Origin of the sequence: Collimonas fungivorans, from assembly GCF_001584145.1 — a bacterium.
GTDB classification, from domain to species: domain Bacteria; phylum Pseudomonadota; class Gammaproteobacteria; order Burkholderiales; family Burkholderiaceae_D; genus Collimonas; species Collimonas fungivorans.
The window spans coordinates 3,728,031-3,753,350 of the sequence record NZ_CP013232.1 but is presented as its reverse complement, the minus strand read 5'-3'; the positions used below and the strand labels follow the sequence as shown (position 1 = coordinate 3,753,350).

Sequence of the window (25,320 nt, the reverse complement as noted above, 5' to 3'; positions counted from 1 at the left end):
GGTAAGGCAGAATTGCAAAAGTGAGACAGTATACCGTTATGCGGCCCTAAGCCTGGCCAGCAAAATATTCGGCATACACCTGCACCACCCAGTCGACAAACACCTTGACCCTGGGCGACAGCTGATGATGGGATGGGTACAGCGCCAGCACCGGCAGCTCGGGGCAAGCCCAGTCGCCCAGCACCGCCACCAGCCGGCCGCTCTGCAGGTATTGTTCGACCCGGAAGCGCGGCACCTGGATCAGGCCGAATCCGAGCAGCGCGCATTGTGTATAGCTGTCGGCGCTGTCGACTGCTATCCAGCTGCCGGCCTTGTATTCTTCTGCCTGGCCATTGCGCAGCAAAGTGAACGGGTATTGGATATTGTGGCTGCGCGTGAAAAAGCCGACCGCCTGGTGCGCCGCCAGGTCCTCCGGCGCCTGAGGAACGCCCCAGCGTTCCAGGTATTCCGGGCTGGCGCAGATGACCTCCGGCAGCGCCGCCAGCCGCCTGGCGATTAGTGATGAATCCTTGGGCACGCCGACCCGCACCACGCAGTCTATCCCTTCGCCGACCAGGTCGACCAGCCGGTCGCCGCTGCTGATCGCGATGTTCAGGCGCGGATAACGTTCGCGGAATTCGGCCAGCCGCGGCAGGATGATCTGGGTAGCATGGGTGCCGTGCAAACCCAGGCGCAGCACGCCGCCGGGATTGGCGGCGCTGGTGTCGAGCGAGGCTTCCGCGTCTTCGACATCGGCCAGGATCCGGCAGCAGCGTTCATAGAAGGCGCGGCCGTCCAGGGTCGGCTTGACGTTACGCGTGGTCCGTTCCAGCAGCCGTGTTCCCAGCCGCCGTTCCAGTTCCTTCATGGCGTGGGTGGCGGTGGCGCGCGGAATTTCCAGCAATCCTGCGGCCTTGGTAAAGCTGCCCAGGTCGACGATATGGGTGAAGAGGCGCAGTGCTTCAAGTCTGTCCATGGCGGCAATTGTTGTCCTGGGTTGAATTGTATCGACGATTCTTACCCATTTGCCTAATTCTGTCCAACCCGCCGTTTGACATATCGGTGGAGCTTGATTAACGTAACAGCAATCCAACAACCAGAACATCGAGACCGGCAATGACCCGTTTCCTCCCTAGATATGTTGCCGTTGCTGCTTTTACCGCCGTCATCGGAGCTACCGGCTGCGCAGCACTGGCGCAATCGGCGCCGGCGCTGACCACCAAGGAAGGGGAATTTGTCGTACATGATTTCAAGTTCCGTTCCGGTGAAACGCTGCCCGCGCTGAAGCTGCACTACACCACCTTGGGCACGCCAAAACGCGATGCGGACGGACATGTGAACAATGCGGTGATTGTCATGCACGGCACCGGCGGCGACGGCCATCAATTCTTGCGGCCGCAATTTGCCAATATCCTGTTTGCGCCTGGCGGCTTGCTCGATCCGGCCAAGATGTACGTCATCCTGCCCGACGGCATCGGCCACGGCAAATCCTCAAAACCCAGCGACGGCCTGCATGCGCGTTTTCCGAAATACGACTATGACGACATGGTCGCCGCGCAGTACGCTTTGGTCACCCAGGGCCTGGGCGTAGATCATTTGCGCCTGGTGATGGGAACCTCGATGGGTTGCATGCATTCTTTTGTCTGGGGCGAAACCTATCCCTCGTTCATGGATGCGCTGATGCCGCTGGCCTGCCAGCCGGTGCCGATTGCCGGCCGTAACCGCGCCTGGCGCAAGATGCTGATCGACGGCATCACCAGCGATCCGGCATGGCAGCGCGGCGATTACAAGACCCAGCCGCAACAAGGCTTGCGCACTGCGGCAGATCTGCTGCTGATCGCCGGCAGCGCGCCGCACCAGCAGCAAAAAGATTATCCGACGCGCGACGCCGCGGATGCCTACGTCACGGAGCATGTGACAAAGGACCTGGCCACGCTCGACGCCAACGATTTGCTGTACCAGGTCAGTGCGTCGCGCAATTACGACCCGTCCGCCAGCCTGGGTAAGATCACCGCGCCGCTCATGTGGGTCAACTCTGCCGACGATTTCATCAATCCGCCGGAAACCGGCATCGCCGAAGTCCAGGTGAAAAAAATCAAGAATGGCCGTTACGTGTTGATCCCGATCAGCGACCAAACCTATGGCCACGGCACGCACACGCGCGCAGCGGTATGGCAATCCTATCTGGCCGACCTGCTGAAAGAGTCGGCAAAAAAATAAAGATCAAAGCCCGGTTACGGACAGACGCGCGGCGAGCAGGTCGATCACCGCGCGCACCCGGCGCGGCGTACGGCCTTCCGGCCACACGATATGGATCGGCAAGCCGGGCAATGCAAAATCATCGAGTACTACTTCCAGCTGGCCGCCATCAACCAGGCTGCTGACTTGCCACAGCGGGGCCATGCACAAGCCTAGGCCGAGAGTGGCCGCACGCTGCCGGGCCAGGGCGCTGTCGGAACTGAAGCGGCCGGACACCACGATATTGCCGGAGCTGAAACTCCAGCTTTCCTGCTGCCTGGCATTGCGCCGCAAGATGCAGTCGTGCTGCAGCAGGTCGCCGGGGTTACCTGGGCGACCGCGGCGCGCCAGATAACCGGGCGCACCGACCACCACACGGCGCAGCACGCCGAGTTTCCTGGCCTTGAGGTCCGGCTGCTTCAGGTGGCCGATGCGGATCGCCAGGTCCAGGCCTTCCTTTGCGAGATCGACATGGCGATCCGACAACGCCAGTTCGATGGCGATGTCGGGCTGCCGCTCGATAAAACCTGCCAGTATCGGCATCAGGAAATCGAGGCCGAACAGGGTGGATGCCCCGATCCTGACCGGACCGCTCAATTGCGCAGCATCGTCCAGCACTTCGGCATGGGCATCGCTGATGTCGGCAAGCACGGTGCGCAGGCGGGACGCAAATTTCAGGCCGGCTGGTGTCGGGTTGCAGCGGCGCGTGCTGCGCGTCACCAGCGTCAGTTCCAGTTCGTCTTCCAGGTTCTTGAGGGAGATGCTGACCGCTTGCACCGAGCGCCCGAGCCGGCGGGCGGCGGCTGTCAGGCTGCCTTCGTCAACCACGGCGACGAAAGCAGCGTAATCCTGGATCGAGGTGATTTTCATTGGAAACGTGAAAGTGATTGGTTGATTATGGTCATTATCAAGCAAATCGAGAGAACCTATACTTGTTCCATCGTTTTTAGAGGAGATGGAAATGACAATTGATCGCGCCAGTTCTGTTGTGCCGTATGGCCCGCCGCTGTCACTGGCGGACGCCAGGGCGGTGGTGCAGGCGGCGGAGGAATTTGCCCTGGAGCGTGGCTGGCCGATGGTAATCGCCGTGGTGGACAGCGCCTGCCACCTGCAGCTTTTGCAGCGGATGGATCAGGCCCAGCTGGGAAGTATCAGGGTCAGCCGGCAGAAGGCCGAAACCGCGGTGGCTTTCCGCCGGCCTACGGTGGTGTTCCAGGACGCGCTCGGGCAGGGCGGCAGCCATCTGCGGCTGTTGGCGATGGATAACCTGATGCCGCTCGAAGGCGGGCTGCCTTTGCTGCGCAACGGCGCCGTCATCGGCGGCATAGGCGTATCCGGCATGCAGTCCGACCAGGATGCGCAAGTCGCCGTGGCCGGCGCCGCGGCGCTAAGGGACCGTTAGGTTACAGCAGCGCAGCTCCAACCAGCCCGCTGATCACGCCGACCAGCATGGTCAGCAAGGCTACCGCTACCAGCACCCGGGCGTCGAAATCCTTGCGCAGCATCAGCAGCGACGGCAGGCTGATGCTCGGCAAGGTCATCAGCAGCGCCACTGCCGGCGCAGTGCCGAGGCCCAGCGCCATCATGGTCTGCACGATAGGGATTTCGGCCGCGGTCGGAATCACGAACAGGGTGCCGGCGATGGCCAGCGGAACCAGCCACAGCAGGCTGTTGCCCATGGCGCCGTCGACATGCGGGAACAGCCAGACCCGGGCCGCGCCCAGCACCAGCACTGCCAGCACATACACAGGGATTGTGCTCCAGAACAGCTGCCATATGGTGCGCGCCCAGCGCCCCAGGAAATCGGTGCGGGCAGGCGCGCTGGCTTCGACCACTGCTTCTGCCGCTGCCGCCGGGATTTCCTCGGGACGGGAAATGCGCTGCGCGATCATCGATACGCCCAGCACCAGCACCAGGCCCGCCGCCAGGCGCAGGGCGGTAAACCCCCAGCCCAGCACAAAACCCATGAACACCAGCGTCGCCGGGTTCAGCACCGGATTGGCGATCCAGAACGCCAGCGCCGCGCCCACCGAAACTTTTTGGCGGCGCATGCCGGCCACCACCGGGGCGGCGCAGCAGGAACACATCATGCCGGGCAGGGCGAACAGGCCGCCGCGCAGCACCGAGCCAAAGCCGGCGCGGCCGAACAGGCGCAGCAGCCAGTCGCGCGGGATCAGCACCTGCAGCAGCGACCCCAGGATCACTGCCAGCACCGCGGCTTTCCAGATCGCCAGGAAATATACCTTGGCGTAGGCCAGCGCGGCGGCGATGGGTGTGCCTTGCTGGTCGTCGAGAATGGATGCGCCAATGCTGTGCTTGTCGGCGGCCAGGAAGGATTTGAGGTAATAGGGCGACCATTTGACGTAGTACAGGCCAACCACGGCTACCAGTACGAACAGCGCCGGTTTCCACCAGAACGACCAGCCCCTGGCGCTGGATGGGGAAGATAGACTGTGCATGGAAGATTCACCCTGTAGGAAATAACATCGCATCATAACCCGGCGCAGCCTGCTAATGCCGTTGGCCAGGATATTTCGCGTGGGCACAGGTGCCTACCTTACGGCTCCTGCCCACGGGCGACGGAGAAGCAGATATAGGCTATTCCGGCCGAAAAGATGGCGAGCACGTACGCCAGCCGTTTACCATGCCACAGGCTGGACAGCCAGCGATTGAAGTCGGCGATCAGCCGGCCCGAGGTGCCGCCATACAGTTCGACGTCGCGGCAATAGGCCTTCGAATCGCCCGGGTCGACTGCATAGACGCTGCCGCCCACCACCTGGTAGCTGAGGGCAGCGCTTTCCCGTTCGGCGGCGGTGCGGTAAATCAGGCCGGCGGACAATAATCCCACCAGCAAGACCGCCGCGGCGATCAGGTACAGGGATAGCTGGAGATGTGAGTGCTTGCCGTTCATTTATGCCGACCCGATGTTTTTTCTCATCCGCGTCACCGGCACCTGGATGCCGCCCGCCAGGTCGAGCTCGAACCTTTCGATGACGGCAAAGCCGAAAGCCAGGTACAGCGGCTCGCCGGGAAGCGTGGCGACCAGCTCCAGCGTGCCGAAGCCGTTAAGGGCTGCTTGGCGAGTGCAATGCCGCATCAGCTGGCTGCCGAGGCCGCGCCGTTCCATGCCTGGATCGACGAAGAATGCGCGTATGCGGGCGGCTTCCTGCGACGGATCGAGCAGGGGATCGGGGCCGCTCTTCGCGCGGTCGCCGCCGAACAGCGTGCGGCGCTTGCTCCAGCCGCCGCAAGCCACGGCCTTGGCGCCGTCTTCGATAATAAAATAGGTCTGGTCGGCGATCAGCTGGGTGTCCACGCCAAACACGTAGCGGGTGACCGCCGCAGCCTGCTGGTCCGAATAGAAACCGGTGCTCAGGCCGACGCCGGAACGGGCAATCAGCGCTTCCAGCACCGGCACGTCAGCCATCTGCGCCGGACGCAGGCTGAAAGCCGGTTCGCGGTGAGATGCGGCAGGAGCCTCAGGCTGCATGGCTGTCCCCAGTCCCTAGGATTTGAGGCGGTAGCCGGTCTTGAAGATCCAGGCCACGATCCCCAGGAAGACCGCCAGGAATGCCAGCGTCATCGCCAGGCTGATCGTGATGTGGACATCGGCCGTGCCGTAGAAGCTCCAGCGGAAACCGCTGATCAGGTAGACCACGGGATTGAACAGGCTGATCGTGTGCCATACCGGCGGCAGCATCTTGATCGAGTAAAAGCTGCCGCCGAGGAAAGTCAGCGGCGTGATGATCAGCAGCGGCACCAGCTGCAGCTTCTCGAAATTGTCGGCCCAGATGCCGATGATGAAGCCGAACAGGCTGAAGGTGACTGCGGTCAGCACCAGGAACAGGATCATCCAGAGCGGATGTTCGATGTGCAGCGGCACGAACAGTCCGGCCGTGGCCAGGATGATCAGGCCGAGCAGTATCGATTTGCTGGCGGCGGCGCCGACGTAGCTGATCACGATTTCGCGGTATGACACCGGCGCCGACAGCAGCTCGTAGATGGTGCCGGTGAATTTGGGGAAGTAGATGCCGAACGAGGCATTCGAGATGCTTTGCGTAAGCAGCGACAGCATCACCAGCCCCGGCACGATGAAGGCGCCGTAGCTGACGCCGTCGACCTGGGCGATGCGCGAGCCGATGGCGGCGCCGAACACGACAAAATACAGCGAAGTCGAAATCACCGGGGCGATGATGCTTTGCAGCAGGGTACGCCAGGTGCGCGCCATTTCGAAATTGTAGATGGCGCGGATTGCATGGAAATTCATTGTCCGTCCTTGATCAGGTTGACGAAAATATTTTCGAGGGAACTTTGCGTGGTCTGGATATCCTTGAACTGGATGCCTTGTGCGCTGAGGGCGTTGAGCAGCGAAATGATGGTCACCCGTTCGCCGTCGCTCTCATAGGTATAGACCAGCTGGCTGCCATCGCTGGACAAGCTCAGCTGGTAGGCCGCAAGTTCGGGCGGAACCTGCTGCAGCGGCTGCTCCAGCTGCAGCGTCAGCAGTTTCTTGCCGAGCTTGTGCATCAGTTCCTTCTTGTCTTCGATCAGGATGATCTCACCCTTGTTGATCACCCCGATGCGGTCGGCCATGTCTTCGGCTTCCTCGATGTAGTGGGTAGTCAGGATGATGGTGACGCCGCTTTCCCGCAGCGAACGGACCAGCTGCCACATGTCGTGGCGCAGGTTGACGTCGACGCCGGCGGTCGGTTCGTCGAGGAACAGGATCTGCGGCTCGTGCGACAGCGCCTTGGCGATCAGCACCCGGCGCTTCATGCCGCCGGACAGGGTCATGATCTTGTTGTCCTTCTTGTCCCACAAGGACAGATCCTTGAGCACCTTTTCGATATGGGCAGGGTTGGCCGGCTTGCCGAACAGGCCGCGGCTGAAGGATACCGTCGCCCACACCGTCTCGAAGGCGTCGGTGGTCAGTTCCTGCGGCACCAGGCCGATCATGGAGCGGGCCGCGCGGAAATCGGCGCCGATGTCGTGGCCGTCGACCCGCACCGAACCCTCGGAGATGTTGAGGATGCCGCAGATGCAGCTGATCAGGGTGGTCTTGCCGGCGCCGTTCGGGCCCAGCAGCGCCAGGATCTCGCCGCGGCGGATCTCCAGGTTGACGTTGTTGAGGGCGCGGTGGCCGGAAGCGTAGGTTTTTGAGACGTTTGCTACAGAAATGATATTTTGCATGAGCCGTTCGATCGTAATGAATGGAGGCGGCGGATGTGCCTTGCCGTGCATTCTAATCCTGAATGGGAAATTAATTCTGGCGGAGGCCGTTCTCGAAGGCGTCGATCAATTTGATCAGGCTCTCCATGCGCGATTGCTCCTGTGGCGTCGTCGCGCGGTTCCATAGCAGGTCGAATTCCGCCACCAGCTGGCGGTATTCGGTTTCGTTGACAAGTGCTGCGTCTGTTTCTTTCTCAAACATAGGTTTATCCCGGCAAATAGGAAACACCGGGCCACGGTGTTTCGCAGATTGGTGCGGCGGAGCTCTGGTAACTTATGCAGGCACGGCGCTCTCCATGGTTTTGGTGCGCAAGAGCAGGGCGCCCAGTCCGGCGCCCAGGCCGGCGAAACAGGCGCCCACCAGGAACGCAGCCTGGTAGCCGCTGTTGAGCGCGCCCAGCGGCTCGTTGCCGGCCGCCAGCAGGTTCTCGGTATGCAAGGCTGCCAGGCTGGCCAGCACCGCCAGGCCGAGCGCGCCGCCCATCATGAACGAGGTGTTGACCACGCCCGAGGCCAGTCCGGATTCGGACGGCGCGACATCGCTCATGGCTGCCAGCAGCACTGGATTGAAGGCAATCCCGGCGCCCAGGCCGAGCAGGAGCATGCCAGGCAATACATCGGCGATGAAGTGGCCGTCGACCGGGGCGCGTGCAAACAGCAGCAGGCCGCAGGCCGCCAGCAGCAAGCCCACCGCCAGTGGCCGCCGGATGCCGAAGCGCATCACCAGCTTGGCTGATATGCCCAGCGAAAAGACGGCCATGATCAGGTTGGCAGGCAGGAACGCCAGGCCGACCTGAAGCGGCTTGTAGCCCAGCACCAGCTGCAAGTAAAGCGCGGACAGGAAGAACCAGGCGAACATCGCCGCCGCCCACAGCACGCCGACGACATTGGCGACCGCCACGTTACGCAGCTGGAACAGCCGCAGCGGCATCAGCGGCACCCGCACCCGCGTTTCGATCACCAGGAACGCCGCCAGCAGGATCACTGCAACGGCGAGCTGGCCCAGCGTGCGCGGCGAAACCCAGCCGGCTTCGTTGCCGTTGACGATGGCATACACGGCGAGCATCAGCGCGGCGGTGACAGTGACGGCGCCGAATACGTCCAGGTGCTTCGATTGCGCCTGGTTGTGCACGGCCGGCAACAGCCGCAATGACAGGGCGATGACGGCGATGCCGATCGGCAGGTTGACCAGGAAAATCCAGTGCCAGCTCAGTGTATCGGTCAGCAGCCCGCCCAGCATGGCGCCGAGGCTGCCGCCGCCGGCGCAGACGAAACCGTAGACTCCCATCGCCTTGGCCCGCTCGGCCGGCTCGGTGAACAGGTCCATGATCAGCGACAGCGCCACCGATGTCACCACGGCGCCGGCCAGCCCTTGCACGGCGCGCGCCGCCAGCAGGAAACCTTGCGTGCCGGACAAGCCGCAGGCAAGCGAGGCTAAAGTAAACAGCGCGATGCCGATCAGGAACAGCCGCCGGTGGCCGTACAGGTCGCCGAGCCGGCCGCCGAGCAGCAGGAAGCCGCCGAAAGTCAGCATGTAGGCGTTCACCACCCAGGCCAGCGAGGTGTCGGAAAACTTCAGGTCGGTCTTGATGGACGGCAGCGCCACGTTGACGATGGTGGTGTCGAGCACGATCATCAGCACGCCCAGGCACAGCACGATCAGGGCCAGGCCGCGGCGGTCGCGGGTTGCGGTATGGGTAGGATTTTCAGTCATGTCGGTCTTTCCAAGGATGAAGGACTTTGTACGAGGAAGCAATCGAGCCGCGAGATTTAAAGGGTCTCGATACCTAGTCGAACGGAAATCGTCGAAATCGACAGGCGGGCAAAGATTGCCCGGCCGGATTGTCGGTTGAATAACTCGGCTGCTCAAATCCAGGCGCTTGAGGTGCCTGTGCTGCAAAAACTATAACGGGGTAAGGCGCATGGATATCGCTGATGCGTCAGCAGTTATCGCCATCGCGAAGGAGAAACAGCGATGGCCGGGTTTGTATTCGAACCGGATCCGCAGGTTGCGGGAGATTTCAGGAAATGATTTTACGCACGATATCACCATCGGCTAAGGTTATCGCCGTTCGTCTTTTGCACCCGAAGCAGGGTTGACGAAACCGGCGTTGCGGCACACATTATCGCCTGGCAGAAGCATCGCTCCCATCGCAAACGAACGAGAAAGTATAAACATGCCGCAAAAACTTCGCAAGCTACTTCCTGCCTTGTTGTTTACCCTGGTTTTTTCAGCCGCGCCGGCCCAGGCAAATGCCGCGCCCCGTCCATATGAACTGGACGGAACCGAAGTGCAGAGCATTTCATCGAAGATCCTGCACCGTGACTACGAGCTGTTCGTCAGCCTGCCGGCATCCTACGCGACATCGCAGAAGCGTTATCCGGTGCTGTTCATCACCGATGCCAACTATGGTTTTCCGCTGGTGCGCAGCATTGGCAACCGGCTAGTCGTCCATGGCAAGAAAATCCAGGAATTCATTCTGGTCGGGCTGTCCTATTCAAAAGGCGATGACCCGGTCGTCAGCCGCAACCGGGATTACACGCCGACCGACACCACCAGCGGCAAAGGCAGGGAATTGTCGGGACAGGCCGAGCAGTACCGGCTGTTCATCGAACGGGAAGTGTTTCCGTTTGTCGCTGCAAACTACCGGGCCGACATGAGCCGTAAAATCTATGCCGGCCATTCCTATGGATCGTTGCTCGGCTTGCACGTCCTGCTGACGGAGCCGCAGATGTTCGACCAGTACATTTTAGGCAGCCCCTCGTTGTGGTACGACAAGAAGGTCATGTTCAGCCAGGAGCGTCTTTATGCGGCAGCGCACAAAGACATGCCGGCCAAGGTCCTGATGCTGATCGGGTCGTTCGAAACGGTGAAGCCGAAGGATCACAATCCGCGTTATAACAAGGAAAGCGATATGGTGCAGGACATGAAGGATTTTGAGAAACAATTGAATTCACATCGTTATCCTGGCTTGAAAGTGCGTTCCGAGGTAATCCAGGATGAAGACCATCTCACGGTATTTCCCTCCTTGATCACGCGCGGCTTGCTGTGGGCATTGCCGGGCTAATGACGGCATCCCTGCAGCCTGGTCCCAACAATCTTTATTATTCCTGATGAGGCAATCGTGATCCACCATATCTCGCTCGGCGTCCGCGACCTTTCCCTGTCAGGCACGTTTTACGACGCAGCGCTTGGCGCGTTGGGCCTGCGCCGGGTATTCGAAGATGCAACCGCGGTCGGGTATGGCGTGGCGGATGGCGAGGATTTGCTTTGCCTGAAACTGCGCCCAGACGCAACGCCGCCCGGGCCAGGCTTCCACCTGGCGTTTGCGGCGCCGTCCCGCGCTGTCGTCGATGCCTTCCATCGCGCTGCATTGCGTGTGGGTGGCAGCGATAACGGCGCGCCCGGCCTGCGTCTTGAATACGAGGAAAATTACTATGCCGCTTTTTTGATCGACCCGGATGGGCACAGGATTGAAGCGGTAACCAAAGGCCCCTCGGATTGAACCTGCCCGGATGAATACGGTTTCGCCCTGACGGCATACGAACGACAAAGGGCAGCTTAATCGTTTCCAGAGAAAACAACATGCTCCACGAACGCAATATAAAGGCGGAAGAATTATCCTTGCTCGGCCTGATCGACCGCAAGGAACTCGTCGAACAACTGTACGTGCTGGAAAACGGCAGGCTGAAGCTGTATGAGGAACGTTTTGACATGGCCGGCTGGCCGCCGGGCGAGGCGGAACACAATGCCCAGGTGCTTGCCAAATGTTTCGAGCGTGGCGGCTGGTTCCACGGCATCTTCGACGCTGGCCTGCTGGTTGCCGTGGCCGTGGTGGACAGCGTTTTCCTTGAAGCCGAGCGGCCGGCCCTGCAGCTCAAGTTCCTGCATGTCAGCCATGATTACCGCGGCCGCGGGCTTGCCAGCGGATTGTTTCGCACAGCCTGCAAGCGCGCCAGGGAAATGGGCGCGGAAGAAATCCATATCTCCGCCACGAACTCGCGCAACACCGTCGATTTCTATGTGCGGCTTGGCTGCAAGCTGCTGGATAAACCAGATCCTGAGCTGTATCGGCTTGAACCTGAAGATATCCATCTATACTGTGAGCTTGAACCATACAAAATCTGATGGTCTGCGGCAACTATAGTGTAGCCGCGGCAGGCCGCAAGCCACGGGAAACAATGCATACAATACGACGCACACTGGTGAAGACCATGCTGGCCCTAAGCGCGGCTGCGGCTGCGGCCGGCGCTTGGGCCGGCTACAACATCTGGTCCAACGAATACACGTTTTCGCAACAGCAGCTGCAGACCGCCATCGAAAGCAAGTTTCCGCAGCAGCTGCGTTATGCGGAAGTGTTCAATGTCGGCCTGAAGAATCCGCACCTGACGCTCAACCCGGCGCAAAACCGCGTGCTGACGCAGGTGAATGTCAGCGTCGTCAGTCCGCTGCTGCTGGCAGGAACGCTGAATGGCGCGATCACCCTGAGCAGCGGCTTGAAGTATGACCGGGCGACGCGCGCCGTCCAGCTCGACAATCCAACAGTCGACAATATCGACTTCAGCAACGTGCCCGCCCAATACAAGCCGCAGCTGAGCCAGATCGGCGCAGTCGTGGCGCAGCAGGTGCTGAATAATTATCCTATCTATACCTTCCGCAGCGAGGAATTGCGCCTGAACGGCAAGACCTTCGAGCCCGGCGCGATCACGGTGCAGCAGGACGGCATCGCGGTGGAAATCAACGAGTCCTGAACAATCAGGCCTAAACTCAGGCCGGCACAATCGCATCCGAGTAGACCATCTGCCGCGACTCTCCCATCAGGAACGCCCGGTTGGGTTCGATCACTTCCCGCAGGTAACGCCACAGCGCGGCTACCCGCGCCACATTGCGGGTTTCGGTGGCGGCCACCAGCCAGAACGCGCGCTGGATATCGGCCTGGCCGTCCAGCACCGGCACCAGGTCTTCACTTTGCTGCGCCAGAAAGCAGGGCAGGATCGCCAGCCCCTGGCCGCTGCGCGCCGCCGTGTACTGGGCAATCACGCTGGTGCTGCGGAAGGCGCGGAAGGCGGCCGGCGCCACGTTGTCCTTGTAGCGCAGCTCTTCGCTGAACACCAGGTCGTCGACGTAGCCGATGAAAGCGTGATGATTTAAATCCTGCAAAGTCTTGATCGGCGCATGTGTTTCCAGGTAAGAGCGGGTAGCGTACAGCTTGAGCAGGTAGTCGGTCAGCTTGGTGACCACGTAATTGCCGCTTTGCGGACGTTCGATGGTGACGCCGATATCGGCTTCGCGCTTGGACAGGTTGACGAAGCGCGGCACCGGCAGCAGGTCGACCGTGATGTGCGGATGCCGCGCGCAAAAATGCGCCAGGTGCGGCGCCAGCACGAAGGTGCCGAAACCTTCGGTGGCACCGAGCCGGACCTGGCCCGACAACAGGCGATTGTGGCCGCTGAGTTCTTCCGCGGCGGCATACACCGTACTTTCGACCCGTTCCGCATATTCGATCAGCCGATGGCCTTCCGCGGTCAGCGTGTAACCCTGGTTGTTGCGCTCGAACAGCTGGCTGCCGACCTGTTCCTCGAAGCGGCGCATGCGGCGGGACACGGTCGAGTGGTCGACGCCGAGTTTTTTTGCCGCTTCCACCAGGCCCTGGCTGCGCGTCAGCTCCAGGAAGACGCGCAGGTTATCCCAGTCCAGCATGGCATTCGTCGATTTCATCCGTAGCTCCTTGCTTTGCATAAATGCAAAGCCATTGTGAATTATTGTCTATTGTTCCAATAATAATGCACATGCAGAATGTCTATATAGAAATTCATAAAAAACAGGAGACCTCATGCGCAACAAGCTGCTGGTACGTGGTTCGGCCGTGATTTTTTCGTTGATGGGCATGCTGGCCGGGAGCCAGGCCCTGGCCCAGGAAGGCGAGACCTACAAGGTCGGCATCCTGACCGACATGTCGGGCCCGTATTCGGCGATGGGCGGGCCGGGCTCGGTGGTGGCGGCCAAGATGGCGATCGAGGATTGCCTGAAGGCCGAGTGCAAGGGCATGAAAATCGAGCTGCTGACCGCGGATCACCAGAACAAGGCCGATATCGGCGCTTCCAAGGCGCGCGAATGGATAGACCGCGACAAGGTCGACGCCATCGCCGACCTCACCAATTCCTCGGTGGCGCTGGCAGTGCAGCGCCTGATTCGCGACAAGGGCGGCATCGCCATGTACAGCGGCCCGGCGACCGGCGTGCTGACCAACGCCGAATGCGCGCCTAACGGTTTCCACTGGATGTTCGATACCTATTCGCAGGCAGCCGGGGCCGCCGCGGCATTGACCAAGATGGGACAGAAATCCTGGTACTTCGTGACCGTCGACTACGCCTTTGGCCAGTCGCTGGAAAAAGATGCCGGCGATGTCGTCAAGCGCCTCGGCGGCACCGTGGTCGGATCGATCCGCCATCCGCTCAACGCCAGCGACCTGTCGTCGTTCCTGTTGCAGGCGCAAAGCTCGAAGGCGCAGGTGATCGGCCTGGCCAACGGCGGCCAGGATACGGTGAATGCGATCAAGCAGGCGCGCTCGTTCGGCATCGGCACCAAGAACCAGCGCCTGGCGGCTTTGCTGGTGTTCTTGTCGGATGTGCATGCGCTGGGGCTGAACGATGCCCAGGGGCTGGTCTACACCGATGGTTTCTACTGGGATTTCGATAACGATACGCGTGCTTTCTCCAAGCGTTTCGAAACGCTTTATAAAGGCAACAAACCGACCATGGTGCACGCCGGCGTCTATTCCAGCGTCTATCACTACCTGAAGGCGGTCGCCGCAACCAAGTCGCACGACTGGAAAATCGTGACCCAGAAAATGCGCGAGATCCCTATCCATGACGCTGTCATGCGCAATGCCTCCATCCGTCCCGATGGCCGCGTGATCCATGACATGTATCTGTACCAGGTGAAAACACCGGCCGAATCGAAAGCACCTTGGGATTACCTCAAGCTGCTGTCGACCATTCCGGCGCAGCAGGCTTTCAAGCCGATGGATGCTTCCTGTCCTTTGGTCAAGTAATACACACAGGGTGCTCGGCGTTGCGGCGCCGGCGCCATTCATTTCCTAATTGTTTTTCTTAATTGTTCGAGGAAGTCATCATGTCTACCAATATCCCTAACATCCCTCTATATATCGGCGGCAAGACCGTGCAGTCGGCCAGCACCGAGTGGCGCGATGTCCTCAACCCGGCGACCCAGGAAGTGGTGGCGCGCGTGCCGTTCGCCACCAAGGCCGAAGTCGACCACGCGGTAGCCAACGCCAAACAGGCCTTCGCCAGCTGGCGCAACACCTCGCTGGCGCAGCGCATGCGCATCATGCTCAAGTTCCAGCAGCTGCTGCGCGAAAACATTGCGCCGCTGGCCGAGCTGATTACGCGCGAGCACGGCAAGACCCTGCCGGATGCCGAAGGCGAAGTGATGCGCGGCCTGGAAGTGGTCGAGCATGCCTGTTCCATCACCTCGCTGCAGCTGGGCGAGCTGGCCGAGAATGCCGCCACCGGCGTCGATGTCTACACCATCAACCAGCCGCTGGGCGTCGGCGCCGGCATTACGGCGTTCAACTTCCCGGTGATGCTGCCTTGTTTCATGTTCCCGGTAGCGGTCGCCTGCGGTAATACCTTCATCCTGAAACCGTCCGAGCAAGATCCTTCGTCTTCGCTGTTCCTGGTCGAACTGGCGCAGCAAGCCGGCTTGCCGCCGGGCGTGCTGAACGTGGTCCACGGCGGACCGGACGTGGCCAACATGCTGTGCGACCATCCTGACATCAAGGCGATTTCCTTCATCGGTTCAACCAGCGTCGGCACCCATATCTATCGCCGTTCCAGCGAGGCCGGCAAGCGCGCGCAATGCATGATGGGCGCGAAGAACCACTGCATCGTGCTGCCCGACGCCAACAAGGACCAGGCCATCAACAACCTGCTGGGCGCGGCGTTCGGCGCCGCCGGCCAGCGCTGCATGGCGAATTCGATGGTGCTGCTGGTGGGCAAGGCGCGTTCCTGGCTGCCGGAAATCGTCGAGCGTTCGCGCGGCCTGAAGATCGGGCCGGGCAGCGACCGCAAGGCCGACCTCGGGCCGATGGTGTCGAAAGCCGCCAAGGCACGCACCGAACGCCTGATCGGATCGGGCGTGGAGCAGGGCGCGCAACTGCTGCTGGATGGCCGCAACTGCCAGGTGGCGGGCTACCCTGACGGCAATTTTGTCGGCCCGACCATTTTTTCCGGCGTGACTGCCGAGATGGATATCTATACGCAAGAGATTTTCGGCCCGGCCATGTGCGTGGTCGAACTGGAAACGCTGGACGAGGCGATTGCCTTCATCAACGCCAACCCGAACGGCAACGGCACCTCGATCTTTACCTCCTCGGGCTGGTCCGCGCGCAAGTTCCAGAACGAGATCGATGTCGGCCAGGTCGGCATCAACGTGCCGATCCCGGTGCCGGTGGCTTATTTCAGCTTTACCGGTTCGCGCGCTTCCAAGCTGGGTGATCTCGGCCCTAACGGCAAACAGGCGGTGCAGTTCTGGACCCAGACCAAGACCGTGACCGCTCGCTGGTTTGCGCCGGATGCGGACGGCGGCGAGATCAATACGACGATTTCCATGAAGTGATCGCGCACCACCTAACAAGTCACAGGAGAGTTTGACATGAGTAGCGACATCGTTTTTATCGGCCTCGGCAATATGGGTTTGCCGATGGCGCTGAACCTGGTGAAAGCCGGCTGCAAAGTCAGCGGCCATGACCTGGTGGCAGCCAGCGTCGACAAGTTTGTCGCCGGCGGCGGCAGCACCGGCAGCGATTTGCCGGCTGCGGTGGCGGCGGCCAGGATCGTCATCACGATGTTGCCGGCCAGCCGTCACGTCGAGGCCGCCTACCTTGGTCCCAACGGTATCCTGGCGCAGGTTGCGCCGGGCACATTGCTGATCGACTGCTCGACCATCGCCCCCGAGGCTGCCCGCAAGGTAGCTGCGGTGGCGCGCGACAAGGGTTTCACCATGCTTGATGCTCCGGTCTCGGGCGGCACCGGCGGCGCCGCTGCCGGCACGCTGACCTTCATGGTCGGCGGTTCCGCGGATGGCTTTGCCCTTGCCAAGCCTTACCTGGAAAAAATGGGCAAGGCAATCTTCCACGCCGGCGATAACGGCAGCGGCCAGACCGTCAAGGTGTGCAACAACATGCTGCTGGGGATCCTGATGATAGGCAGCTGCGAAGCGATCCGGCTGGGCATGGCGAACGGCATGGATCCCAAGGTGCTGTCGGAAATCATGGCAAAAAGTTCGGGCCGCAACTGGGCGCTGGAAGTGTACAACCCGTGCCCCGGCGTGATGGAAAATGCGCCGGCATCCAAGGGCTACGCCGGCGGCTTCGGCGTCGACCTGATGCTCAAGGACCTGGGGCTGGCGGTGGAAAATTCGCTGTCCACCGGCAGCAGCGTGCCGCTCGGCGCGCTGGCGCGCAACCTGTACGACATCCACAGCAAGAGCGGCGCCGGCGGGCTGGATTTTTCCAGCATTTTTAATATGCTGGCCAAAACCGAAGGAGCTTAGTTATCCTGACTTGAGCAGGCGCTTGCGCTCTGCCGTGTACGACCACCACGGCAGCGGCTCGGCGCCTTCCATATAGCGCACTGCCGACATGAATACGTCGATCACGCAGGGGTCATGCCGGGCGCCGGTCTTGGCGCACAGGGCGTCGTACATCTGCAGTGGCGATTGGCCAACCAATTGACCTGGGCTCTGAATGCCGATGCGGCGCAGGTCGGCAGCGCCAGCCTTGCCGATATTCGGCAAATCCTCCAGCTGTACTACGGCGGCTCTGTCGAGATATTTGGGCATTTGCTCTCCATTATGTGTTTTGTGGCAGTTCGCTCATTGTGGCATTGCCTCGGCGGTCATTCCTGCCCTGCATAAGCTTATGCAACAAAATTACTTGACCGGTAGTATCTGTATCGAATAAGATTACAGTATGAAGTCGAGTCGATTTGCCGTGGCGGCACACATTTTAGTCAGCGTCGAGTACGCTACCAGGGGCGGGGAAGTGTTTTGGCCTTCTACCGCTATTGCCGCCAGTGTCAACACCAATCCCGTTTTTGTGCGTGAACTGCTGCGCAAGCTGAGCAAGGCCAGGCTGGTGCTGACCAAGGAAGGCAAGGGTGGCGGCGTGCAGCTGGCGCGGCCGGCGTCGGACATCAACCTGGCGGAGATCTACCAGGCGGTGGAAGAAGGGCCGGTGCTGAAGCACAATACGCGCTCGAAAGACCTTTGCTGTCCGGTCAGCTGCGGCATGGATATGGTGCTGGACCCGGTGGTGTCGGAAGTTGAAGGCGCTTTGCTGGATATTTTGCGGGAAAGAAAATTGTCCGAGCTGGTCAACAAGATCGCCGACAAGACTGAAGCATAGTGGTTTTTTTTATAATTAACTGTATAAAAATCATATACAGTTAATTGGCAGGGATCGATTTTGATCCTATTTTTATATTCTAAACTGTATTAAAAAATACTACAGTTTAATGGCGGCGAAGCGGATTGCCGCAAACCTGATGCAAGGCAGCCGGCGCGGTTGGTCAGTGCCGGCTGCATTTTTATCGATTTTGGTTAGTTCTATCAGCGTAAAGAACAGGAGTTTCACATGGAAAAAAATATGGCGGCGATCAGCGCACAAAACGACAGTCTTCTCGACCTGCCGGTTCATGTCAGCAGTGCAGCATCGCCTTTGCGTTCCTGGCTGTCGGTGGTAGCGGTGGCGATAGGCGCATTTGCTTTTGTCACCACCGAATTCCTGCCGGTCGGGCTGCTGCCGCAAATTGCGCGCGACCTTGGCGTTTCGCCCGGCACCGCCGGTCTGATGGTGACCACGCCGGGAGTGATTGCTGCCATCTCGGCGCCGGGGCTGATGCTGGGAGCAGGGCGCATCAACCGCCGCCTGATCTTGCTGATGCTGTCGGTGCTGCTGCTGGCGTCCAACCTGATCTCGGCCATGGCTCCCGGTTTTGGCACGATGCTGTTGGGGCGCGCCCTGCTGGGCGCGGCGCTGGGCGGATTCTGGACACTGGCGCTGGCGACTTCGGCGCGGCTGGTGCGGGAAGAGCACGCCGCCAAGGCAACGGCCATGATACTGACCGGCGTCACCTTTGCCACGGTGATCGGGGTGCCGCTCGGAACCTTCATCAGCACCCTGGCTTCCTGGCGCGCTTCGTTCATCGCCACCGGCGTGCTGGCTGCCGTGGCGCTGGCCGCGCAGGCGCTGCTGCTGCCTTCGCTGCCGTCAAAGGCGGCGATACGCTTTAGCGACCTGGGCGCGTTGCTGGGCCGGGCCACCATCCGTAAAAGCCTGCTGATGGTGGCGCTGGTGTTCGGTGCGCACTTTTCCGCCTACACCTACGTCACGCCGTTCCTGGTGCAAAGCGCTGGATTCAGCCTGCCGGCGATTACTTCGGTGCTGCTGGGCTTCGGTTTTGTCGGGTTTGTTTCGAATTTTGCGATCTCGACTACCGTCTCCCGCAATCTGCAGCTGTCGCTGTTTTCCATGGTGGCGATCCTGATGGTGGCTTTGCTGGCGTTGCCGCTGCTGCATGCATCGCAAGCAGGCGTGGTGACGATGGTATTGGCCTGGGGCGTGGCGTTCGGCGCCATCCCGCTGTGCGCCAGCATCTGGCTGCAACTGTCGTCGCCTGATTTGCCGGAAGCCGGCTCGGCGTTGTTCGTCAGCATTGTGCAGGTAGCGATTGCGGTGGGTTCGTCCACCGGCGGCGTGGTGGTCGATTCGCTCGGCATCCCGTCTACCCTGTGGCTGGGCGGCGCACTGGCGCTGGCCAGCCTGGCGGTGATCGCCAGCTTCGGGTTCAACAACAAGAAACTGGCTGAGACCCTGAGCCAATAAATGGCGGTCCGCCTGGCATGGGGCGGGCGAAAAAAAACGCTGCGGAAGAATCCGCAGCGTTTTTTTTTGAAGGCGGGAGTATTAAGCGCGCTTCTTGAACTCGTTGGTGCGTGTGTCGATTTCGATCATGTCGTCGGAGCTGACGAACAGCGGCACCATGACGATGTGCTGGTTGGCTTCGATGGCGTTTTCGATCTTGGCTTCTTTCAGCACGTTGCCCGAAGTGTTGCCCTTGACTGCCGGCTCCGAGTAGACAACCTGGCGCTGGATCGTGGTCGGCAGTTCGACCGAGATTGCCTTGCCGTCGTAAAACACGGCTTCGCATTCCATGCCGTCTTTCAGGTAGTGCAGGGCGTCGCCCAGGTTTTCTGCTTCGATTTCATACTGTTCGTAGTCGGTGTCCATGAACACGAACAGCGGATCGGCGAAATACGAATAAGTCACAGGTTTCTTGTCGAGTACGACCACGTCGAACTTGTCGTCGCCGCGGAAAACGTTTTCCATCGGAGCGTTGGTCAGCAGGTTCTTCAGTTTCCACTTGTAGGTGAAGCCCGTGCGGCTCGAACCGTTGACGTCAGAGCGCAAGACGATCATAGGCTTGCTGTCGACCATGATGATGTTGCCGACACGAATTTCTTTTGCAGGTTTCATAGCGAATATACGTAAAAAGTAGGTTACTTAAGAATCATTTGTAGCCTACTGGCAAAAAGCGCCGCAAGCCAACGTATGATTGAATTTTTAATTGCGTCAAAAATTAGCCCTATATTTTAACCTATTTTTCCATGCCTCTTACCTAACTGTTTCGGCAAACTTCAGTAAATTGCCGGCCAAGTCGCCATTTGCCAACATTTGCTGCTGCCAATCCATGGCCATGATGGCAATTTTTGGCATGTCGGCTGCAAATGACGGCCATAGCGTTGCCCAGTCCACCGCCTCTTTCTTGGCTTCATTCCAGCATAGGGAGAATTCGGCCAGCTTTTCCGTTGTGCCCGCATAGGACTGCAGGAAGGCGTTCAATTTAACGTGATGCAAATCCTCGTCTTGCGGATAGATATGCCAGACAAACGGCTTGCCGGCCCACTGGGCGCGCACGAAGGAATCCTCGCCTCGCACGAAATTGAGGTCACAGGACCACAGCAGCTTGTCGTAGTCCGGCTGCGGCATGAAGGGCAGCACCCGCACGGTCAATGCGCCGCGAGTCGCGCTGGCCCCGGCTTGCGCCTGTTTTCCAAGAAATGCTTCGACGGCGTCGACGGCGACGCCTTCAGGCACCAGGCAGGTCATCGCTACGCCGCTGTTTTGCCAGGCCTCGAATAAAGCCGGGGCCGGCGCTTGCGGATAACAGAACAGGGAAATTTTCAGGGATGCCATCTCTGCCGGCGTCACGCCAAACTGACTGAGAAAGGCCGCGATCGCGGCCGGATCCTGTTGAAATGCCTGGCGTTGCAGCAGCAGGCCGGATTCGAGCAGCAGGCCGCCGGTCTTGCTGGTGAAGCCGGGGAAGAAGAAATATTTGGTCAAGGATCGCGATTGGGGCGAGGGCAGCGCGTGGCAGCCTTCTACCCAGGCTTCGGCGCTAAGCCCTTCCAGGTTCAGCCACACCGGATGCGGTGCGCGCTCCGCCATCGCCGCAATATAGGCGGGCGGTATGTCGCAGGCGAAAAATTCGATCACGATGTCGGCCACGTCGGCGGCCGTAAACGCGCCATCCTGGCCAGACCAGTGGCGTACCGTTACGGCGCCAATCTGCTGCAGTTCGCGATCGATGGCGACTTGCGGGCAGATCCGGCGGAAGCTGGCGAGGTTGTCCACCCATAAGGTGACGGCGATGCCGTGCTCCTGCTCCAGCTGCCGCGCCAGGCGCCAGCAGATGCCGATGTCGCCGTAGTTGTCGACGACTTTGCAAAACAGGGCCAGCGATGTCTGTGTTGTTCGATGATTCAAGATTCAGCTTCCAGCAGGAATGGAGTTTTTTTATGACGTTTTTATTCCACGGCGGTTTTGCATTCGGCCGTGTAATGTAATAATGCCGTCCCCGCATGATACTGGACCTTGAGCGATGACAAACGAACGCGACCTGATTGCCGACCTGACGCTGGCGGTAATCGACCTGGCAGGGGCTTTGGCGCAGATAGCTGAAACCATGCCCGAACACGCCAAGGCGCAGATCAACGATTCGCTGAATGTGGCGGTGACCAAGCTGGAGCAGGTGGCGCTGGCCATTAGCGCAGATGACGGCGTGGAGGAGCTTGCGACGGCAGCTGAAACCGGATGTGAGGCCGAGGTCGCTAACTGACCTGGCCGAACCTGGCTTGTTCCAGCAAATGGCGCACGATCAGGCGGTGGAAGGGCATGATCGCCGCCAGATAGCTGCGTCCCAGCAGGTTGTTGGTCTTGACTATGGTCGAGACCGTTACTTGGGTCGCCTCGGGCCGTCTGGCGCAACTCTGATGCTGACGCGGAAATCCAGATGGCTGTCGTCGAAGCCCAGCACCACTTCACGCTCCGACTGCGCCACCAGCGGAAAGCCGCCTACCGTTTGCTGCGACGCATGCGGATCGTCGACGCCGATTTCCACCGTGCGCAGGCCGAACAATCTCACCACGCGGTTGCGGGTCGCCACCAGCTGGCTGATCCAGCCGGGCGGATGCTTGACGATGGCATCGGCGGCCTGCCTGGCGTTCAGGCCCGTCATCTCGGCCCGCACCTGGTAGGCATCGACGAAATCATGGCCGGGCAAGAGCGCCTCGCACTCGACGCTGGGCGTTACCAGAGTTGCTGCGGCGTGGGCGGCGCTCATTTCTTGCGCGCCCGTGCTTGTTCATGCTCGGCCGCCGCGCTTTCAAAGCGCTCGCGCGTGGTTTCTTCGTCGCGGCTGCCGAAGGCGTAGTTGGCTTCCAGCCACATGACGTTGATGATGCCGAACGCCAGCGCCAGGCCGACTCCTAATATCCATGCGAAATACCACATAATTTTCTCCCTTGTCCTGTCAGTAAGCGGTGTGTTCGTTGTCTTCGATATGCTTGAGGGTGACCTTGCCGCGCATGACCCGGTACACCCAGGTGGTGTAGAGCATGATGATCGGCAGCATGATGACCACCACCCAGAACATGATGCCCAGCGTCTTGTGGCTCGATACCGCATCCCAGATGGTGAGGCTGCTGTTGGGGTCGAGCGAGGACGGCATGATGAATGGGAACAGCGATGCGCCGGCAGTGAGGATCACCGCGGCGACGCTGACTCCGCTGGAAAGGAATGCCGCCATGGCCTTGTTGGCGCTGCTGAATGCCGTGCACAGCAACGCCGCCGCCACCGCCACCACCGGCAGGGCCCAGATTGCCGGCCAGTGCGCATAGTTGTCGAACCAGGCGCCGGCAACCGTGGTCACGGTTTTGGCGGTCGGCATGAAGGCGGTGTTCATGTCCGGCATGGCGCTGATGCGATAGCCATGGATGCCATAGGCGACCCAGAAGCCGCCGGCGATGAACAGCGCGGCGGTGACCAGGCCGGCGATTTTGGCGACGCCGCGGGCGCGCTGTGCGATCACATCGTCGGTCTTCACTTGCAGGTAGGCCGCGCCGTGCATCAGCAGCATGGCTACGCTCAGCAATCCGGCTAGCAGGCCGAACGGATTGAGCAGCTGGAAGAAGTTGCCGGTATATTCAACCCGCATGGTGTCGTCATAATGGAAGGGCACGCCGAGGAACAGGTTGCCAAAGGCTACGCCGAAGATCAGCGGCGGCACGAATCCGCCGGCGAACAGGCCCCAGTCCCAGGCATTGCGCCAGCGCGTATCGGCCACCTTGCTGCGGTAGTCGAAACCGACCGGACGGAAGAACAGCGAGAACAGCAGCAGCATCAGGGCCACATAAAAGCCTGAGAACGCCGCGCCGTACACCAGCGGCCAGGCCGCGAAAATGGCGCCGCCGGCAGTGATGAACCAGGTCTGGTTGCCTTCCCAGGTGCTGCCTATGGAATTGATGACGACCCGGCGTTCGCCGTCGGTCTTGCCGATGAAGGGCAGCATCATGCCGACCCCGAAGTCGAAGCCGTCGGTGAGGGCGAAGCCGATCAGCAGCACGCCGACAAAGCCCCACCAGATGACCTTTAAGGTTTCATAATCGAACATGGCGGTTTCTCCTTATGCCTTGGCAGTCGAGCCGGTGGTTGATGCTTCCAGGCGTTCCCAGTGGTACTTGCCGGTATGCAGGCTGCTCGGGCCGCGGCGGGCGTATTTCACCATCAGTATCATTTCAATGACGAACAGGAAACCATAGAAACCGAGGAAACCTGCCAGGCTGAAGTAGAGGCTGCCGGGCTGCAGGGTCGAGGCCGACAGGTGGGTCGGCAGCACGCCGGAGATGGTCCACGGCTGGCGGCCGTATTCGGCCAGCAGCCAGCCCAGTTCGATCGCCACCCATGGCAGCGGAATGCTGTACACCGCCAGGCGCAGCAGCCAGCGCTGTTTCGCCAGTTTCTTGCGGATCAGGAAGTAGAACGAGCAGGAGAAGATGAACAGGAACAGGATGCCGAGGCCGACCATCAGCCGGAACGACCAGAACATCGGCGCGATCTTGGGAAAGGTGTCGTTGACCGCCATGGCGATCTGCTCAGGCGTGGCGTCGACCACCTTCGGCGTGTATTTCTTCAGCAGCAGGCCGTAACCGAGATCGTGTTTCAGCTTGTCGAAATCGGCAATCGCTTCTGGCGATTTGTCGCCGCCCTTGAGGCGGGTCAGGGCAGAATACGCCAGCATGCCGTTGCGGATGCGCACTTCGTGCTCTTTTTTCAGATCGTGGATGCCGGTGATCTGCTTGTCCACCGAACGGGTGCCGATCAGGCCCAGCACATAAGGAATCTTGAACGCGAAATCGGTGCGCTGCTCCTTCTCGTTGGGCCAGCCGAACACGGTGATGCCGGCCGGCGCCGGTTCGGTATGCCATTCGGCTTCCATCGCCGCCATCTTGACCTTGTTGACTTCGCCGGCGGTATAACCGGATTCGTCGCCGAGCACGATCACCGACAAGGTCGAGGCCAAGCCGAAACCGGCGGCAATCGCAAACGAACGCAGTGCAAACGCGGTGTCGCGCCCCTTCAACAGGTAGAAGGCGGAGATGCCAAGCACGAACATCGACGCGGCGACATAACCGGCCGACAGCGTATGGACGAACTTGACCTGGGCCACCGGATTGAAGATGACGTCGACGATGCTGGTCAGCTCCATGCGCATGGTTTCGTAGTTGAATTCGGCGCCGACCGGGTTGTTCATCCAGCCGTTGGCGATCAGGATCCACAGCGCCGACAGGCTGGAGCCTAGCGCCACCAGGAAAGTGATCAGCAGATGCTGGACTCGCGACAGGCGGTCCCAGCCGAAGAAGAACAGGCCGACGAAGGTCGATTCGAGGAAGAAGGCCATCATGCCCTCGATCGCCAGCGGCGTGCCGAAGATGTCGCCGACATAATGCGAGTAGTAGGACCAGTTGGTGCCGAACTGGAATTCCAGCGTGATGCCGGTGGCGATCCCCATGGCGAAGTTGATGCCGAACAGCTTGCCCCAGAAACGCGTCATGTCTTTATAGATCGGACTGCCGGTCATTACATAGACCGATTCCATGATGACCAGGATCCAGGCCAGCCCCAAGGTGAGAGGCACGAACAGGAAATGGAACATCGCGGTCGCTGCGAACTGCAGGCGGGACAAGGCGACGACTTCATCAATAGGGATCATTGGCGGGTCTCCGGAGGGGAAGGGTGGGACGGTGAGGAAGGTGCTGCAGGCGGCTGGCTCAGGAAATGCTGCTCGACCAGGCCGGTCGGCATGCGCATTTTCTTGGTTTGCGGCTCAGAGAAGAAGGCTTTCCAGAGCAGCGTCAGCAGGGCGATCTTGACGATCAGGATCAGGGTGATTTCGACTGCCAGCGGCAGCCGGGTGAATCTTTTTTTTGTGGAGAAAGACTGCATGCGT

Annotated in this window: 32 protein-coding genes; 13 read left to right on the top strand and 19 right to left on the bottom strand. The window is 60.5% G+C overall.

Annotation, left to right across the window (positions count from 1 at the left end; translation table 11 throughout):
• Positions 1-46: 46 nt before the first annotated feature.
• The gene (locus tag CFter6_RS16075) at positions 47-955 is read right to left on the bottom strand and encodes a LysR family transcriptional regulator (RefSeq protein ID WP_061540782.1); all 909 of its coding nucleotides are present in this window, start codon (positions 953-955) and stop codon (positions 47-49) included.
• A 140-nt stretch (positions 956-1,095) separates the two neighbouring features.
• Here CFter6_RS16075 and CFter6_RS16070 point away from each other — a divergent pair, with 140 nt between their 5' ends.
• Complete coding sequence (locus CFter6_RS16070) at positions 1,096-2,199, top strand: alpha/beta fold hydrolase (RefSeq protein ID WP_061540781.1); 1,104 nt, start codon at positions 1,096-1,098, stop codon at positions 2,197-2,199.
• A gap of 3 nt (positions 2,200-2,202) precedes the next feature.
• On the opposite strand, the gene CFter6_RS16065 is transcribed toward CFter6_RS16070, so the two are convergent.
• On the bottom strand, positions 2,203-3,087 hold the full coding sequence (locus CFter6_RS16065) for a LysR family transcriptional regulator (protein WP_236904301.1): 885 nt from the start codon (positions 3,085-3,087) through the stop codon (positions 2,203-2,205).
• 91 nt (positions 3,088-3,178) lie between these two features.
• Here CFter6_RS16065 and CFter6_RS16060 point away from each other — a divergent pair, with 91 nt between their 5' ends.
• Positions 3,179-3,619, top strand: a complete 441-nt coding sequence (locus CFter6_RS16060) for a GlcG/HbpS family heme-binding protein (protein WP_236904300.1) — start codon at positions 3,179-3,181, stop codon at positions 3,617-3,619.
• 1 nt (position 3,620) lies between these two features.
• Here CFter6_RS16060 and CFter6_RS16055 read toward each other — a convergent pair whose 3' ends face one another.
• From CFter6_RS16055 to CFter6_RS16030, 7 genes are all read right to left on the bottom strand, one after another.
• Complete coding sequence (locus CFter6_RS16055; RefSeq protein WP_061540778.1) at positions 3,621-4,676, bottom strand: permease; 1,056 nt, start codon at positions 4,674-4,676, stop codon at positions 3,621-3,623.
• Between the two features lie 98 nt (positions 4,677-4,774).
• Positions 4,775-5,128 carry a hypothetical protein gene (locus CFter6_RS16050; RefSeq protein ID WP_061540777.1) on the bottom strand — a complete coding sequence of 118 codons (354 nt, stop codon included), beginning with the start codon at positions 5,126-5,128 and terminating at the stop codon, positions 4,775-4,777.
• Positions 5,129-5,707, bottom strand: a complete 579-nt coding sequence (locus CFter6_RS16045; RefSeq protein WP_061540776.1) for a GNAT family N-acetyltransferase — start codon at positions 5,705-5,707, stop codon at positions 5,129-5,131. It lies immediately after the preceding gene.
• Between the two features lie 15 nt (positions 5,708-5,722).
• A complete protein-coding gene (locus CFter6_RS16040; RefSeq protein ID WP_061540775.1) occupies positions 5,723-6,484 on the bottom strand; it encodes an ABC transporter permease in 762 nt (253 codons plus the stop codon).
• On the bottom strand, positions 6,481-7,407 hold the full coding sequence (locus CFter6_RS16035) for an ABC transporter ATP-binding protein (RefSeq protein WP_061542414.1): 927 nt from the start codon (positions 7,405-7,407) through the stop codon (positions 6,481-6,483). Before CFter6_RS16035 ends, CFter6_RS16040 begins: the two co-directional genes overlap by 4 nt.
• A gap of 70 nt (positions 7,408-7,477) precedes the next feature.
• A complete protein-coding gene (locus CFter6_RS25165) occupies positions 7,478-7,648 on the bottom strand; it encodes a hypothetical protein (protein ID WP_236904299.1) in 171 nt (56 codons plus the stop codon).
• A 72-nt stretch (positions 7,649-7,720) separates the two neighbouring features.
• Complete coding sequence (locus CFter6_RS16030) at positions 7,721-9,160, bottom strand: DHA2 family efflux MFS transporter permease subunit (protein WP_061540774.1); 1,440 nt, start codon at positions 9,158-9,160, stop codon at positions 7,721-7,723.
• A gap of 208 nt (positions 9,161-9,368) precedes the next feature.
• On the opposite strand from CFter6_RS16030, the gene CFter6_RS26050 reads away from it, so the two are divergent.
• From CFter6_RS26050 to CFter6_RS16010, 5 genes are all read left to right on the top strand, one after another.
• Positions 9,369-9,506, top strand: a complete 138-nt coding sequence (locus CFter6_RS26050) for a hypothetical protein (RefSeq protein WP_167351405.1) — start codon at positions 9,369-9,371, stop codon at positions 9,504-9,506.
• A gap of 117 nt (positions 9,507-9,623) precedes the next feature.
• The gene (locus CFter6_RS16025; RefSeq protein ID WP_082814829.1) at positions 9,624-10,514 is read left to right on the top strand and encodes an alpha/beta hydrolase; all 891 of its coding nucleotides are present in this window, start codon (positions 9,624-9,626) and stop codon (positions 10,512-10,514) included.
• Between the two features lie 57 nt (positions 10,515-10,571).
• Positions 10,572-10,952, top strand: coding sequence for a VOC family protein (locus CFter6_RS16020; RefSeq protein ID WP_061540773.1), 381 nt, complete (start codon positions 10,572-10,574; stop codon positions 10,950-10,952).
• A gap of 119 nt (positions 10,953-11,071) precedes the next feature.
• The gene (locus CFter6_RS16015) at positions 11,072-11,575 is read left to right on the top strand and encodes a GNAT family N-acetyltransferase (protein ID WP_236904298.1); all 504 of its coding nucleotides are present in this window, start codon (positions 11,072-11,074) and stop codon (positions 11,573-11,575) included.
• Positions 11,576-11,661: 86 nt separating this feature from the next.
• Positions 11,662-12,198 carry a DUF1439 domain-containing protein gene (locus CFter6_RS16010; protein ID WP_236904297.1) on the top strand — a complete coding sequence of 179 codons (537 nt, stop codon included), beginning with the start codon at positions 11,662-11,664 and terminating at the stop codon, positions 12,196-12,198.
• Positions 12,199-12,214: 16 nt separating this feature from the next.
• Here the strand turns inward: CFter6_RS16010 and CFter6_RS16005 are convergent, their stop codons facing one another.
• On the bottom strand, positions 12,215-13,147 hold the full coding sequence (locus CFter6_RS16005; RefSeq protein WP_061542411.1) for a LysR family transcriptional regulator: 933 nt from the start codon (positions 13,145-13,147) through the stop codon (positions 12,215-12,217).
• A 181-nt stretch (positions 13,148-13,328) separates the two neighbouring features.
• Here CFter6_RS16005 and CFter6_RS16000 point away from each other — a divergent pair, with 181 nt between their 5' ends.
• The 3 genes from CFter6_RS16000 (at position 13,329) to mmsB (ending at position 17,023) form a co-directional block, all read left to right on the top strand.
• Positions 13,329-14,501: an ABC transporter substrate-binding protein gene (locus CFter6_RS16000; protein ID WP_061542410.1), complete on the top strand. Its 1,173-nt coding sequence runs from the start codon at positions 13,329-13,331 to the stop codon at positions 14,499-14,501.
• Between the two features lie 80 nt (positions 14,502-14,581).
• Positions 14,582-16,087 (top strand): CoA-acylating methylmalonate-semialdehyde dehydrogenase, encoded by a 1,506-nt coding sequence (locus CFter6_RS15995; protein ID WP_061542409.1) that lies wholly within the window; start codon positions 14,582-14,584, stop codon positions 16,085-16,087.
• 36 nt (positions 16,088-16,123) lie between these two features.
• On the top strand, positions 16,124-17,023 hold the full coding sequence (gene mmsB, locus CFter6_RS15990; protein ID WP_061540771.1) for a 3-hydroxyisobutyrate dehydrogenase: 900 nt from the start codon (positions 16,124-16,126) through the stop codon (positions 17,021-17,023).
• Here mmsB and CFter6_RS15985 read toward each other — a convergent pair whose 3' ends face one another.
• Positions 17,024-17,311, bottom strand: coding sequence for a helix-hairpin-helix domain-containing protein (locus CFter6_RS15985; RefSeq protein ID WP_061540770.1), 288 nt, complete (start codon positions 17,309-17,311; stop codon positions 17,024-17,026).
• 130 nt (positions 17,312-17,441) lie between these two features.
• Here CFter6_RS15985 and CFter6_RS15980 point away from each other — a divergent pair, with 130 nt between their 5' ends.
• Positions 17,442-17,876, top strand: coding sequence for an Rrf2 family transcriptional regulator (locus tag CFter6_RS15980; RefSeq protein ID WP_061540769.1), 435 nt, complete (start codon positions 17,442-17,444; stop codon positions 17,874-17,876).
• Positions 17,877-18,104: 228 nt separating this feature from the next.
• Positions 18,105-19,355: an MFS transporter gene (locus CFter6_RS15975; RefSeq protein ID WP_082814827.1), complete on the top strand. Its 1,251-nt coding sequence runs from the start codon at positions 18,105-18,107 to the stop codon at positions 19,353-19,355.
• 81 nt (positions 19,356-19,436) lie between these two features.
• On the opposite strand, the gene CFter6_RS15970 is transcribed toward CFter6_RS15975, so the two are convergent.
• A complete protein-coding gene (locus tag CFter6_RS15970; protein ID WP_061540768.1) occupies positions 19,437-20,006 on the bottom strand; it encodes an elongation factor P in 570 nt (189 codons plus the stop codon).
• A 138-nt stretch (positions 20,007-20,144) separates the two neighbouring features.
• The gene (gene earP, locus CFter6_RS15965) at positions 20,145-21,299 is read right to left on the bottom strand and encodes an elongation factor P maturation arginine rhamnosyltransferase EarP (RefSeq protein WP_082814826.1); all 1,155 of its coding nucleotides are present in this window, start codon (positions 21,297-21,299) and stop codon (positions 20,145-20,147) included.
• Between the two features lie 115 nt (positions 21,300-21,414).
• Here earP and CFter6_RS15960 point away from each other — a divergent pair, with 115 nt between their 5' ends.
• Positions 21,415-21,651, top strand: coding sequence for a hypothetical protein (locus tag CFter6_RS15960; protein ID WP_061540766.1), 237 nt, complete (start codon positions 21,415-21,417; stop codon positions 21,649-21,651).
• On the opposite strand, the gene CFter6_RS26970 is transcribed toward CFter6_RS15960, so the two are convergent.
• From CFter6_RS26970 to cydP, 6 genes are read right to left on the bottom strand one after another with little or no spacing between them, the layout of a single operon-like run.
• Positions 21,644-21,739 carry a hypothetical protein gene (locus CFter6_RS26970; RefSeq protein ID WP_417924806.1) on the bottom strand — a complete coding sequence of 32 codons (96 nt, stop codon included), beginning with the start codon at positions 21,737-21,739 and terminating at the stop codon, positions 21,644-21,646. The genes CFter6_RS15960 and CFter6_RS26970 overlap by 8 nt on opposite strands.
• 29 nt (positions 21,740-21,768) lie before the next feature.
• Positions 21,769-22,155 carry a DUF2867 domain-containing protein gene (locus tag CFter6_RS15955; RefSeq protein WP_061540765.1) on the bottom strand — a complete coding sequence of 129 codons (387 nt, stop codon included), beginning with the start codon at positions 22,153-22,155 and terminating at the stop codon, positions 21,769-21,771.
• Positions 22,152-22,325, bottom strand: coding sequence for a cytochrome bd-I oxidase subunit CydX (gene cydX / locus CFter6_RS15950; RefSeq protein ID WP_061540764.1), 174 nt, complete (start codon positions 22,323-22,325; stop codon positions 22,152-22,154). The genes CFter6_RS15955 and cydX overlap by 4 nt, the downstream gene beginning before the upstream one ends.
• 19 nt (positions 22,326-22,344) lie before the next feature.
• Positions 22,345-23,484, bottom strand: coding sequence for a cytochrome d ubiquinol oxidase subunit II (cydB, locus tag CFter6_RS15945; protein ID WP_061540763.1), 1,140 nt, complete (start codon positions 23,482-23,484; stop codon positions 22,345-22,347).
• Between the two features lie 12 nt (positions 23,485-23,496).
• Positions 23,497-25,083, bottom strand: coding sequence for a cytochrome ubiquinol oxidase subunit I (locus CFter6_RS15940; RefSeq protein WP_061540762.1), 1,587 nt, complete (start codon positions 25,081-25,083; stop codon positions 23,497-23,499).
• A complete protein-coding gene (cydP, locus tag CFter6_RS15935; RefSeq protein WP_061540761.1) occupies positions 25,080-25,316 on the bottom strand; it encodes a cytochrome oxidase putative small subunit CydP in 237 nt (78 codons plus the stop codon). Before cydP ends, CFter6_RS15940 begins: the two co-directional genes overlap by 4 nt.
• Positions 25,317-25,320: the final 4 nt, after the last annotated feature.